Origin of the sequence: Corallococcus sp. AS-1-6 (assembly GCF_020037015.1) — a bacterium.
Lineage (GTDB): Bacteria > Myxococcota > Myxococcia > Myxococcales > Myxococcaceae > Corallococcus.
Genome location: NZ_JAIQDE010000007.1, coordinates 144,642 through 157,253 on the forward strand (window position 1 = coordinate 144,642; position 12,612 = coordinate 157,253).

The 12,612-nt window shown below is 73.0% G+C and carries 9 protein-coding genes; 8 read left to right on the forward strand and 1 reads right to left on the reverse strand.

What is annotated here, in order from left to right:
- The first annotated feature begins 3 nt into the window (after nt 1-3).
- The 8 genes from K8612_RS12180 to K8612_RS12215 are packed head-to-tail and all read left to right on the forward strand — an operon-like array spanning nt 4 to nt 10,723.
- Entirely contained in the window at nt 4-2,946 is a 2,943-nt protein-coding gene (locus K8612_RS12180; RefSeq protein WP_223762505.1) for an FHA domain-containing protein, read from the forward strand.
- A gap of 36 nt (nt 2,947-2,982) precedes the next feature.
- Nucleotides 2,983-4,722, forward strand: a complete 1,740-nt coding sequence (locus tag K8612_RS12185) for an FHA domain-containing protein (protein WP_223741412.1) — start codon at nt 2,983-2,985, stop codon at nt 4,720-4,722.
- On the forward strand, nt 4,719-6,434 hold the full coding sequence (xseA, locus tag K8612_RS12190) for an exodeoxyribonuclease VII large subunit (protein ID WP_223741413.1): 1,716 nt from the start codon (nt 4,719-4,721) through the stop codon (nt 6,432-6,434). Before K8612_RS12185 ends, xseA begins: the two co-directional genes overlap by 4 nt.
- A 41-nt stretch (nt 6,435-6,475) precedes the next feature.
- Complete coding sequence (xseB, locus tag K8612_RS12195; RefSeq protein ID WP_120565593.1) at nt 6,476-6,814, forward strand: exodeoxyribonuclease VII small subunit; 339 nt, start codon at nt 6,476-6,478, stop codon at nt 6,812-6,814.
- Nucleotides 6,815-6,841: 27 nt separating this feature from the next.
- On the forward strand, nt 6,842-7,231 hold the full coding sequence (locus tag K8612_RS12200) for a PleD family two-component system response regulator (protein ID WP_014397650.1): 390 nt from the start codon (nt 6,842-6,844) through the stop codon (nt 7,229-7,231).
- 5 nt (nt 7,232-7,236) lie between these two features.
- On the forward strand, nt 7,237-8,130 hold the full coding sequence (locus tag K8612_RS12205) for a polyprenyl synthetase family protein (protein WP_223762383.1): 894 nt from the start codon (nt 7,237-7,239) through the stop codon (nt 8,128-8,130).
- Nucleotides 8,130-9,986, forward strand: a complete 1,857-nt coding sequence (locus K8612_RS12210; RefSeq protein ID WP_223762384.1) for a 1-deoxy-D-xylulose-5-phosphate synthase — start codon at nt 8,130-8,132, stop codon at nt 9,984-9,986. Before K8612_RS12205 ends, K8612_RS12210 begins: the two co-directional genes overlap by 1 nt.
- On the forward strand, nt 9,983-10,723 hold the full coding sequence (locus K8612_RS12215) for a TlyA family RNA methyltransferase (RefSeq protein WP_014397647.1): 741 nt from the start codon (nt 9,983-9,985) through the stop codon (nt 10,721-10,723). The genes K8612_RS12210 and K8612_RS12215 overlap by 4 nt, the downstream gene beginning before the upstream one ends.
- Nucleotides 10,724-10,732: 9 nt before the next feature.
- Here K8612_RS12215 and K8612_RS12220 read toward each other — a convergent pair whose 3' ends face one another.
- Nucleotides 10,733-12,295, reverse strand: a complete 1,563-nt coding sequence (locus K8612_RS12220; RefSeq protein ID WP_223762385.1) for a hypothetical protein — start codon at nt 12,293-12,295, stop codon at nt 10,733-10,735.
- Between the last annotated feature and the right edge of the window lie 317 nt (nt 12,296-12,612).

Genomic DNA, 12,612 nt, shown 5'->3' on the forward strand with positions numbered 1-12,612 from the left:
ACCATCACCCAGGGGCTCCAGGTTGGACGGGAGCTCGCCTTCGAGCAGGCCGAAGTGAAGATCGGCCGGACCTCGGAGAACGACCTGGTCCTGCATGACCACGGTGTCTCCCGGCGTCATGCCCGCATCACGGCGAGGGATGGGCGTTACTTCGCCGAGGACGTTGGCAGCGCGAACGGCACGCAGTTGAACGGCCAGCCGCTGGGCGGCCAGAAGCAACTGCGCGACGGCGACCGCATCACCGTGGGGCCGGTGGAGTTCACCTTCGTGTGGGTGGCGCCGGAGGATGACGACGACGTCACCCGGCCCATCCGGCGGATGCTCGCGCCGCCGCACGCGAAGGTGTCGCCGCAGGGCGTGGAGCAGGCCTCGCTCGCGGAGATCGAAGCGGCGCCCACGAGCTACCAGCCGTCGATGCCGGCCATGGCCCGGCCCGCGTCCCCGCCGCGCCCGGGGATGGCCGTGCCCGCCGCGAAGGGTGGGGCGATGCCGATGCCGGCCGCCACGCCGAAGCGGCCCTCCGCTCCGGATCTACCGGCGGTCGGTGCCTCCGCGCCGGGGGCGGCTGCTCCGGCCCGGACGCCACCGGGGCCTCCCGTGCTTGGTGCCTCCGCGCCGGGCCGGGCTGCACCGGGAACTCCCGTGCTGGGAACACCCACGCCGGGGGCGGCGACTCCGCCCAAGCCTGGTGTGCAGGGAGCCTCTGTTCCGGCGACTCCGCCCCGGCCTCCCTCGGGTCCGCCTGCGCTGGGCGCCGCTGCGTCCTCTGCTTCGGGCAAGGTTCCCGCCGCGCCTTCCGTGGTGGGGAGCCTGGGGCAGGGCGCGACCGCGCCGGCCAGGACTCCCGCGGGCCCTCCGGTGTTGGGTTCCGCGGCTCCCAACGAGGGTTCCCCGGCCAGGGCTCCTGCTGCTCCCCCGGTGCTGTCGGCCGGGAACAAGGCCTCGGGAGCTTCCGCCGCCGTCCGTGCCTCCGGGCCGGGACCGTCCTTGGCGGCCCGGGGCGCAGCGGCTTCGTCACCCGGCCTGCCGTTGATGTCTCCTCCGGGGCTGATGGTTCCGCCTCCTCCCGCCCGGCCTCTCGCCGTGCCTCCTCCCGTGGAGCTGGCCCCCGTGGCGCCGGACGAGCCCGAGGAGCGCACGCTGATGGCGATCTCCACGGTGGACTCGCCCGTGCCCGCCGCCACGCCGCCTCCCGTGCTGTCCCTCCCGGACATGGACGAGCCCGAGGAGCGCACGCTGATGGCGATCTCCACGGTGGACTCGCGCGTGCCCGCCGCCGCGCCGCCTCCCGTGCTGCCTCTCCCGGAGCTGGACGAGCCCAACGAGAGCACGCTGATGGCGATTCCCACGGCGGACCTGGCCGTGCCCGCCGCCACACCGCCCCCGGCGCTCTCCTTCCCGGAGCTGGACGAGCCCGAGGAGCGCACGCTGATGGCGATTCCGGCGACCCCGGAAGCGCCACCGGTTCCCGTCGCGCCGCCGCCGCAGGAGGCCCCGCCCGCGCTGCCCCCGCCGGCGATGGAGGAGCCCGAGGAGCGGACCGTCCTCGACCTCCGGCCCATCACGCCGGTCAAGCCGCTCGTGGCCCCTCCGGTGCGCATCGTGAGCGCGCCCGCCGCCGCGATCGACTCCAGCGAGCCCTCGACCTTCGTCGGCCAGGACGATGACCTCTCCGCGGCCCCCGAGGAGACCCGGGCCTCCGGGACCTTCTCGGGCCAGGTCGCGCCCGGACCCGCCGCACCGGCCGCGGCGCCTCCGCCGGCCTGGAGCCCTCCCGTCCCGCCGCCTTCCGAGGAGCCGGTGACGTTCGTCGGCCACGACCGCGCCCCGCCTGCCCCGGCCCTGGACCCCGGGCTGCTGACGGGCGAAATCCCACTGCTGGCCCATGTGCCCGCTCCGGACGCGGAGGGTGAAGCCACCCTGCCCGTGCCGGCCAACCTGGATGAGTCCGCCACCCAGCCCGCGCCAAGGGGCCCGGTGACGGTCGTCGCGAAGGTCGAGCCCTCGTCCGCCGCCGACAAGGCCCGCCAGCGGCGCCAGTTGGGCAAGACGCTCAAGGGCCGGTTCCTCCTCTTCTGGCAGCGCCAGTCGCTGCCCAGGCGCATCGGCTTCGCGTCGCTGGCGGGCGTGGCCGTGCTGGGCGTGCTGACGCTGCTCGTGGCGCTCGCGGCCCCCTCGGCCATCCGGCTCCCGGGCCGCGAACCCTTCACGCTGGGCATGGAGCCGGTGCCGGACTCCTTCGGCCTGGGCGAAGGGGTGCGCTGGGTCCACGCCGACGACAAGCTCTTCGACTTCCGCTTCGTGTCCCCCACGCGCGCCGTGGCGGTGCTGCACTACCAGGCCAGCAACATCGCCCGGGACGAGGTCAACCTGTCCCTCAACGGCGTGTCCCTGGGCTGGGTGCCCCCGGATACCGCCCAGACGGCCGAGCGTGAGCTGGAGCAGGTCCTCCCGCCCAGCCTCCTGCGGCGCAACGCCAACAACCAGCTCCTCTTCGACAACGCCCTCAACCCGCCCGGCCGAGACCCCTGGCGCATCTGGAACCTGCGGCTGGAGATCATCCCGGTGCCGGAGCTGCCGCCGGATCAGCTCATCACCTCCGCCCGGGAGGCCGCCAAGGCAGGGGCCCGCTTCTACGAGCTCAAGGACGTGGGCGCGGAGAACCTGTTCAAGGCGTGGCGGGAGTACCGCGCCGCGTGGATCACCCTGGAAGCGCTGGACGACAAGCCGGAGCTCTACGAGGACGTCCGGGAGCGGATCGCCCAGATTTCAACGGAGCTGGACCACCGCTGCAGCCAACTGATGATGCAGTTCCAGCGGGCGGTTCAGTTCCGCAGCCGACGGGATGCGGTCGCCACCCTGGAAGACGTACGGAGACGCTTCCCTACGGCCGAGCATCGCTGCCACAATCTCGCGCTGGAAAAAGCCTATGAGCACGAGCTTTAGGGCCCGTGCCCCCCTCAGCAGGACGCGGTGACCTCCATGTCGAACGCACCACCCCCCGCCCGCCGACGGCCTACATCTGGCACGCCCTCCTCCGGGACCGGTTCGCGCGCGCCGGTCCGCCGGTCGTCCGCCGGTGCCGCCGCGGCCCGCCCCGCGAAGCTCGTCGTCATCGCCGGCCCCATGGAGGGTGAGGAGTTCGCGCTCTCCGAGCTCGAGTACACGGTCGGCCGCTCCACCGACAACCCCATCTGCATCCAGGACACGTCCGTCTCCCGCAAGCACGTGACGCTGCGCAAGGAGTCCGCCGGCTGGATGGTCAGTGACATGGGCTCCGGCAACGGCACCATCGTCAACGGCGAGCCCATCTCCGAGGAGACGCTCCTCGCCAACGGCGACGTCATCACGCTGGGCGACTCGGAGCTGCGCTACGAGGACACCGCCAACAGCACCGCGAAGGTGCAGGCCCCCACCGGCCCCCGGCCCCGTCCGTCCTCGGCGGCGGGCCGCGGTTCCACGGCCGTGCCCCCGCGCCCCGCCCGCGAGGGCCGCGCGCGCCCGCAGACGTCGCGGGCCGCCGCCGCCGCGGAGCTCTCGCCGGAGGTGCAGCGCAAGCGCATGCGGATGAAGCTCGCGGGCGCCGCCGTGCTGGTGGTGCTCTTCGCGGGCCTGGGCGTCGCGCGCTCGCGCATGCGGCAACAGGCGGAGGAGCAGGGCCGCATCGAGGCGGAGCAGCGCAGCTACCGCGAGCAGTTGGGCGGCCTCTTCCAGGAGGCGAAGAACCTGGTGCGCGAGGGCCAGTGGCAGCAGGCCAAGGCGAAGCTGGAGGAGCTCCACGCGCAGGCGCCGGACTACCCCGGCGTGGCGGACTACCTGAAGGCCGCGGAGCGGGAGATCCCCAACCAGAACCACCTGAGCACGGCCCAGGCGGCGCTGGACAAGGGCCAGTTGGCCAGCGCGAAGGCGTCCATCGAGAAGGTGACCAGCGACACCCAGCTCTACGAGCAGTTGAAGACGGCGCGCAAGAACCTGACGGACGCCGCCGACACGCGCACGAAGGAGGCCAAGCGGCTGCTGGACACCCGCCAGTTGGAGAACGTGCAGCAGGCCAAGGCCATCACCGACGACGTGCTCGCGACCTTCCCCGAGCACCGCGACGGCAAGCTGGTCAACGACGACGCCGTGCGCGTCATCGCGGACCTGACGCGTCCGGACCCCGTGCGCGTGGCCGCGGCGCCCAAGCCGTGGGAGCCCGCCGTGGACCGCTTCCGCGACGGTGACATCACCGGCGCGGTGGCCATCCTCAACGCGTGCGCGGCCAAGACGTCCCAGTGCAAGCAGTTGATGGCGCAGGTGACGGAGTTCGGCAACCTCTACAAGAAGCTGGAGGACCTGGACGCCAAGGGCCTCACCCGCCTGCTCGCGCTGGACAAGGACATCACCGACGGGCGCGCCAGCAAGATGGCGCGCAACGCGGGCACCCGCGCGGGCAACATCTATTACAAGAGCGCCGCGGGCGCGAAGGCCGCCGGCCAGTGGTCGCGCGCCATGGAGTTCGCCCGCCGCGCGCTCCAGGCGGACCCCAGCCACGCGGGCGCCGCCAACATCGTCAACGACCTCAAGGGCAAGGCGAAGGACCTGTACATGCAGGCCTACTCCATCAAGGACTCCAGCCCGGAGGACGCGCTGCCCAAGTTCCGCGACGTCGTCGCGATGACGCCGCCCGACGACGAGCTGCACGGCAAGGCCCAGGGCTGGGTCGAGAAGCTGTCGCGATGAAGAAGCGCAAGGGGTTGGAGCCGCCCCCGGCCGACGAGCCGGGGCAGGGCGACCTGTTCGGCACGTCGCTGCTACCCCCCTTGCGTCCCGCGCCGGCGAAGGCCGCCAGCGGAGGCAGGCCGCCCCCGGCCCCGCCCACCGCGCCGGTGGCTGAAGTCGCCGCGCCGCCGCCGCCCGCCGCAGTCACCCCGCCGCCGCGCCCCGAGCGCACGGTGCTGTCGGTGGGCGAGCTCACCCGGCAGATCAAGCAGACGGTGGAGTCGCGCTTCCCGCGCGTGATGGTGCGCGGCGAGGTGTCCAGCTTCCGGGGCGCCAACGCGCGCGGCCACTGGTACTTCACGCTCAAGGACCCGGACGCCTCCATCGACGCGAAGGTGTGGGCGTCCATGGCCAGCCGCATCCGCTTCGCGCTGCGCGACGGCATGGAGGTCGTGGCCGAGGGCAGCGTGGACCTGTACGAGCCGCAGGGCCGCTACAGCCTCATCGTGTCCCGGCTGGAGCCGGTGGGCGAGGGCGCGCTGGCGCTCGCGTTCGAGCAGCTCAAGCAGCGGCTGGCGGCGGAGGGGCTCATCGGCGACCGGCGCGTGCGGCCGCCCCGGCCCGTGCCGTTCCTACCCCGGCGCATCGGCGTCGTGACGAGCCGCACCGGCGCGGCGCTCCAGGACTTCCTGCGCGTGCTGCACTCGCGCAACCCCCGGCTGGGCGTGCTGCTGGCGGACGCGCGCGTGCAGGGGGAGGGCTCCGCGGAGGACGTGGCGCGGGCCATCGAGCGGCTCTCGCGCACCGACGTGGACGTCATCGTCGTGACGCGCGGCGGAGGCTCCGTGGAGGACCTCTGGACGTTCAACGAGGAGCGGGTGGCGCGCGCCATCTTCGCCTCGCCCGTGCCGGTGGTGTCCGCCATCGGCCACGAGATCGACTTCACCATCTCCGACTTCGTCGCGGACCTGCGCGCGCCCACGCCCAGCGCGGCGGCGGAGCGGCTGGCGCCGGTGCTGGCGGACCTGGAGCTGACGCTGGCCACGCAGTCCGGCCGGCTGCGCCGGGCCATGGAGCGCCGGGTGCTGGAGCTGCGCGAGCGCCAGGGCCAGCTCCGCGCGCGGCTGCCGGACCCTCGCCGCGAGGTGAACCACCAGCGCCTGCACCTGTCCGAACAGGTGGAGGCGATGATGCGCGTGCTGCGCCCCCGCGTGCGTCAGGACCGGGAGACGCTGCGCGCCCTGCAGGAGCGGCTGCAGCGGGCGCGGCCCCAGACGCGGCTGTCGGAGCAGCGGGCGCACCTGCTCAAGCTGGCCATGCGCCTGTCGGACGCCGCTCGCGCGGGCGTCACCCGGCGGCGGGGCGCGCTGGCGGACGCGCGGCTGGGGCTGGAGCGGCAGTCCCCCACGGCGCGGGTGGCGGCCGAGCGGGCGAAGGTGGCCCAGGCGCGAGCGCGGCTCCTGGAGCTCCAGCGGGGAATGCTGGCCTCCGCGCAGACGCACTTCGGACGGCTGGGCGGCCGCCTGGACGCCCTGAGCCCCCTGAAGGTGATGTCGCGCGGCTACGCGGTGACGTTCCGCCAGCGGGACGGCGTGGTGGTCCGCTCCATGGCGGACGTGGTGGTGGGGGACGTGCTGGGCATCAAGCTGGCGGCCCACGGGGCGAAAACGCTGGGTGGGTGTGAAGAAATCGAAGCGACCGTTACCAGCCTGAAAGGCCCGGTGGACTGCTAGCGGGCCACCCTCTACATTCCGCGCCCCGCTCGGGGAGGTGGATGGCCGTGGCGAAGTCGGACAAGAACCCCAAGGTGGAGCCCGCTCCGGAGCAGTACGGAGACGTGGTGTCGCGCCTGGAAGAGACGGTGGCGCGGCTGGAAGGCGGCGACCTGTCGCTGGAAGAGTCGCTCAAGGCGTTCGAGGAGGGCATCCGCCTCGTCCGCCGGGGCGAGAAGCTGCTCACGGAGGCCGAGCAGCGCATCGAGCAGTTGCTGGTGGACGAGGACGGCCAGGACGTCGTGGCGCCGCTGGCGGTGGCGGCCCGGCCCGCTCCCCAGGCTGCCCCCCGGACGACCGCGCAGGCGCGTCCGCCACCGGAGGACGATGTCCCGTTCTAGGCATCAGGGGAAGGGCGGAGGCCGGGCATGTCGAAGCCGAAGATTACGATTGTCGATGATGACCGCGACACGCGCGAGCTGCTCGCCGAGGCCCTGGGGGCCGAGGGCTTCGAGGTCATGTCCGCGGCCAACGGCCTGCGGCTCGTCGCGTCGCTGGAGCTGCACCGCCCGCACGCCATCCTCCTGGACGTGAACATGTCCTGGATCAACGGCTTCGAGCTGTGTCAGGCCGTGAAGCAGAACAAGCAGTTCCGGGACATCCCCATCATCTTCATCAGCGGGCGGGGAGACCCGGAGGACAAGCGGCGTGGCATGGAGGTCGGCGCGGCCGACTACTTCGTGAAGCCGCTGGAGCTGGACGCGCTCGTCAAGCGCATCCGCGAACTCATCCCCGCCGACGTGGCGAAGGAGCCCTGACGCCGATGGCCGCATTCAACCTGGAACCCTTCATGCGCACGCACCAGGCGCGGGTGGAGGCGCTCCTGCTCGAACGCGCGGACCGCCTGGGTCCCGCGGGCACGCCGCCCCGGCTGGCGGAGGCCATGCGCTACTCGCTGCTCGCGGGCGGCAAGCGCCTGCGCCCCGTGCTCTGCCTGGCCTTCGCGGACGCGGTGGCGAAGGCGAGCACCGACAGCGCCGTGGTGTTGGATGCGGCGTGCTCGCTGGAGTACGTGCACACCTATTCGCTGGTGCATGACGACCTGCCCTGCCTGGACAACGACGACCTGCGCCGGGGCCGGCCCACGAACCACAAGGTCTACGGTGAGCCGCTGGCGCTGCTGGCCGGGGACGGGCTGCTCACGGAGGCCTTCCACGTGCTCGCCGGAGGGCCGGAGCCGGTGCGCGGCCTGCTGTGCGCGGAGCTGGCGCGCGCGGCGGGCGCGAGCGGCATGGTGGGCGGGCAGGTGCTGGACATCGCGGCGGACCGGGCCGCGGCGCTGGACTACCTGCTGCGGCTGCACCGGATGAAGACGGGCGCGCTCATCCTCGCGGCGTGCCGGATGGGCGTCCTGGCGGCCGGGGGCGACGCGGCGGCGCTCGCCAGCGCGGTGACGTACGGTGAGGCGGTGGGCCTGGCCTTCCAGATTGCAGATGACGTGCTGGACGTGACCTCCAGCGCGGAGGCGATGGGCAAGCCGGTGGGCGCGGACGCGGAGGCCGGGCGCTTCACCTTCCCGGCGGTGGTGGGGCTGGACGAGTCCCGCCGCATGGCCGACGAGCTGGTGGCCCGGGCGGAGGCCGCGGTGCGCCCGCTGGAGGGCGTGGACGGTCCGCTGGCGGCGCTGGCGCGCTACTCGGTGGAGCGGAAGTCCTGATGGCGGACGTGCTGTCCGGTGTCGAGTCTCCCGCGGATGTGCGCGCGCTCCCCGAGGACGCGCTGCCCGGCCTGTGCGAGGCGCTGCGCGAGGCCATCATCACCACGTGCGGACGCGTGGGCGGCCACCTGGGCGCGTCGCTGGGCGCGGTCGAATTGATCGTGGCCCTGCACCGCGTCTTCCACACGCCGCAGGACGCGCTCCTCTTCGACGTGGGGCACCAGGCGTACGCGCACAAGCTGCTCACCGGCCGGCGGGACCGGATGCACACGCTGCGGCAGGCGGACGGCATCGCGCCGTTCCTGGATCCGCGCGAGAGCCACCACGACGCGCTGGCGGCCGGGCATGCGTGCACGGCCATCTCCGCGGCGCTGGGCCTGCTCTCCGGCCGGCGGCAGTTGGGCCACACGGGCCACGTGGTGGCGGTGGTGGGCGACGGCGCGCTCACCGGGGGCCTGAGCTTCGAGGGGCTCAACAACGCGGGGGGCAGCCCGCTGCCGCTCGTGGTGGTGCTCAACGACAACCAGATGTCCATCAGCGCGAACGTGGGCGCCATCCCGGCGCTCCTGCGCACGCGCAACGCCCGCGCCTTCTTCGAGTCGCTGGGCTTCACCTACCTGGGCCCGGTGGACGGGCACGACCTGGGCGTGCTCACGCGGGCCCTGCGCGAGGCAAAGGCGTCATCCCGCCCGGTGGTGGTGCACGCGCTGACGAAGAAGGGGCGCGGCTTCCCTCCCGCGGAGGCGGACGAGCAGACGCGCGGCCACGCGATGGGGCCGTACGAGTGGCGCGACGGCAAGCTGGTGCGCTCGCGCGGGGGACGGCCCACGTTCAGCGAGGCCTTCGCCCAGGTGCTGGGCGACGCGCTGGAGCGCGACCCGCGCGTGGTGGCGGTGACGCCCGCGATGCTGGAGGGCAGCGCGCTCACTGGTTTGAAGGAGCGTTTCCCGGACCGCGTGCACGACGTGGGCATCGCGGAGCAGCACGCGGTGACGTTCTGCGCGGGGCTGGCCGCGGCGGGCGCGAAGCCGGTGTGCGTCATCTACTCCACCTTCCTCCAGCGCGCGTACGACCAGGTGGTCCACGACGTGTGCCTGCCGGGGCTGCCCGTCGTCTTCGCGGTGGACCGGGCGGGGCTCGTGGGCGCGGACGGCGCCACGCACCAGGGGGCCTACGACGTGTCCTTCCTCCGGCCGTTGCCGGGCCTCACGCAGTGGGCCCCGGTGGTGGGGGAGGACCTGGAGCCCATGCTCGCCACCGCGCTCCAGGCCTCCGGGCCCTCCGTGCTGCGCTTCCCGCGAGGCACACTGCCGGACCTCCCGCCGGAGCTGGCACAGGGCGACACGGAGGCGCAGGGGCCGTCCTCGCCCGGACAGCCGACCCACGACACGCGCGCTGGCGCGGCAGGGGCCATGGGCTCCGCGGCCTCACGGGTGACGCAGGCCGCGCTCCCCATGCCGGGGGCCCGCTGGCTGAAGCGCGTGGCCGGATCGCGGCTGACGCTGGTGACGCTGGGCCCCCTGGGCCTTTCCGCGCTGGAGGCCGCGCGGAGCGAGCCGGACTGGAGCGTGCTGGACGCGCGCCGGGCCTGGCCCCTGGATGAGGCCGCGCTCCTGGAGGCCGCGGCGGGCGGGCATGTGGTGGTGGCCGAGGAGGGCACCACCCGCGGCGGCCTGGGCAGCGCGGTGCTGGAGCTGTACGCGGCCTGCGGCGTGTCCCCCCGGGTGACGCTGCTGGGCATGCCGGATGTCTTCCTGCCGCACGGGGACGCGCGGGTGCAGCGGACGCAACTGGGACTGGACGCGGCGGGCCTGCGGCGCGCGGGCCGTGCGCTGCTGGGAGAGGAGCACCGGTGAAGCCGAAGAAGGAACGCCTGGACGTGCTGGTGGTGGAGCGCGGGCTCGCCGAGTCGCGCACCAAGGCCCAGGCGCTCATCCTCGCCGGACAGGTGGTGGTGGCGGACCAGCGCGTGGACAAGCCCGGCTCCCTGGTCCCCGTGGAGGCCGAGCTGCGCCTCAAGGGCGAGGTCCTGCCGTACGTGTCGCGCGGCGGCCTCAAGCTGAAGGCGGCCATGGACCGCTTCGGCCTGGACGTGACGGGCCGCGTGGGCGCGGACATCGGCGCCAGCACCGGCGGCTTCACCGACTGCCTGCTCCAGCACGGTGCGGTGCGGGTCCACGCCATCGACGTGGGCTACGGCCAGCTCCACGAGAAGCTGCGCGTGGATCCGCGCGTGCGCTCCCGCGAGCGGGTCAACGCGCGCTACCTCACGGACGAGGACCTGCCGGAGAAGGTGGGCGTGGTCGTCATCGACGTGAGCTTCATCTCGCTCACCCAGGTGCTGCCGTCGGTGCTGCCGTTCCTCTCACCGGGCGGCCTGCTCATCGCCCTGGTGAAGCCCCAGTTCGAGGTGGGCCCGGAGCGCGTGGGCAAGGGCGGCGTGGTGCGCGACCCGGAGGCGCGCCAGGACGCCATCGACACCGTGACGGCCTTCGTGCGCGAGCACGGGCTCACCGTGCGCGGGGTGATGGACTCACCCGTGCCCGGGCCCGCCGGCAACGTGGAGGCGCTCCTCGTCGCCGACAGGCCCTGAGGGCCGCCGTCACTGCCTGACGGCGCGGTACTCGGGCAGCGTGAGGGCCTGGACCAGGTTGTTGCCCACGCGCATCCACAGCCGCCCGCCGTCATCCACGGAGCAGGACAGGCTGCTGGAGACCTCGTAGCGGAACAGCTCGCCCTGTTCCGCGGAGTCCACCGCGACGATCTCCTGGGGCAGGGCGCCCGCCACGTTCGGGCCGGTGAGCAGGTAGAACTCCGGGCTCGTCGGCAGGCCCAACTGCACCTGGTGGATGCGCAACTGCCCGGACGCGTCCACGGACGTGCCGCCCTTGTTCATCACCAGGCCGCTCGTCGAGTTCAGGAACCACACGCGCTGGTCTCCAATGGCCGCCACCTTCGAGCCGCCATGGAACGGGAGCAGGAAGCGGATGGGCACCGGGAACGTGGTGCTGGACCAGCGGTACGCGTTGCCCTCGCAGCCCGCGGCCTCCGTGGAGCAGGCCTCGATGCGCGACTGGTTGTTGGCGAAGTCGAAGGACATGTAGAGCGTGGACCCGTCCACGCTGAACGACGCGGGCGGCGGCGCGCTGATGAGGCCGTTGTACGTGTAGATGATGCGCGTGCTCACCGGCTGGAGGTCCGCGCTCGTGGCGTTCGCGTCCAGCGTGGCGATCTCGATCTGCAGGGCGTCCCCGCCCCCCCCCGCGTTGTTCGGGTAGGCCACCAGCACCTGCTGGCCCTTCTCCTTGGGCGGGGTGATGGGCTGCAGCGGCGCGTTCTCGAACGTCCACTGGAAGGAGCCGCCGGACGCCGTGTGCTTCAGGCGCGACACCGTGTACAGGTCGTTCACCAGCGCGTCGCCGTTGGCCATCACGGACAGGTTCTGCAGCTTGTACGTGGGCGCGGTGCGGCCGGTGATGGCGAAGTTGGCGTCCACCGCCACCGCGCCCGTGCCGGGCGTCCACACCCACCGCTTGCCGCTCTGGGCGTTGACGCTGGTGATGACCGTCGCGGAGCTGCACGGGATGCCCATCTCCACCGAGTTGCGCACCACGCCCGCCGAGTCCACGCGGAAGAGCGTGCCGGAGCCCGTGGTGGGGTTGCCGCACCCGATGAAGGCGACGTTCGTGCCGCTGCCCTCGGCGATGAAGAAGTCCGTCACCACCTGGCCGTTGGGGTCCGGATCCTTGATGACCTTCGCCACCGGCAGGAACGTGGCCGCCTGCGGCTGGGACACGTTCGTCCGGCCGTCCGCGCACGTCGCCCGCGCGTTGAGCGACAGGCTCGCGGCGAGCCCGCGGGTGTACTTGATCTCATTCGAGGCCAGCTCGAAGTCCATGGACCCGCTGGTGTAGGGCACGGTCTTCAGGAACGTGTCCCGGTCGTAGATGTCCACCCGCGACACGGCGTCACACCCGGACACGATGACCCGCACCGTCAGCGACGGGGCCGCCGTGTTGGGCTGCGGCACGGTGAGCGTCACCGTCGGCGGGTCCGGAGTGGGGGCCGGCTTCTCACCACCACAGGCGGTGAACACGGAAGCACAGAGGGTCAGCGAGGCCAGGAGGGCCCGCGGCGCGAACGGGCGCGAAGGGACGGAGTGCATGGTTTCGCACTCTAGCGCGCTCCCTCGGGAAGCGGGCGGGGCCACCTCCCCCGCGCCTTCCCCCGGCTCCCTGATCGCGAGATCCCCTGAAAACCCCCAGCGGGGGCCTGCCCGCCCGCCCTGCCTCCGGCCGGACGAAGAGGGTGGTATTGGAAGAAAGTGACAGCCTGGCTGTTTTCATGGGATTCCCGCCTGGCAAGGGCTGGGCGGGCGGTTTCCGGTCACCGGACCGTCACGCGCGTGCGGGATTCCGGAGGAAGAAGGCCGGTCCGGGGTATACGTCGCGCGCCTTTTCCCACCCCTCTCTCATGAGGAGA

Coding starts and splice junctions, on each gene's coding strand:
- xseB (WP_120565593.1), top strand. CDS start 6,476: ATGGCCGTGGCGAAGTCGGACAAGAACCCCAAGGTGGAGCCCGCTCCG.
- K8612_RS12185 (WP_223741412.1), top strand. CDS start 2,983: ATGTCGAACGCACCACCCCCCGCCCGCCGACGGCCTACATCTGGCACG.
- K8612_RS12200 (WP_014397650.1), top strand. CDS start 6,842: ATGTCGAAGCCGAAGATTACGATTGTCGATGATGACCGCGACACGCGC.
- K8612_RS12220 (WP_223762385.1), bottom strand. CDS start 12,295: ATGCACTCCGTCCCTTCGCGCCCGTTCGCGCCGCGGGCCCTCCTGGCC.
- K8612_RS12210 (WP_223762384.1), top strand. CDS start 8,130: ATGGCGGACGTGCTGTCCGGTGTCGAGTCTCCCGCGGATGTGCGCGCG.
- xseA (WP_223741413.1), top strand. CDS start 4,719: ATGAAGAAGCGCAAGGGGTTGGAGCCGCCCCCGGCCGACGAGCCGGGG.
- K8612_RS12205 (WP_223762383.1), top strand. CDS start 7,237: ATGGCCGCATTCAACCTGGAACCCTTCATGCGCACGCACCAGGCGCGG.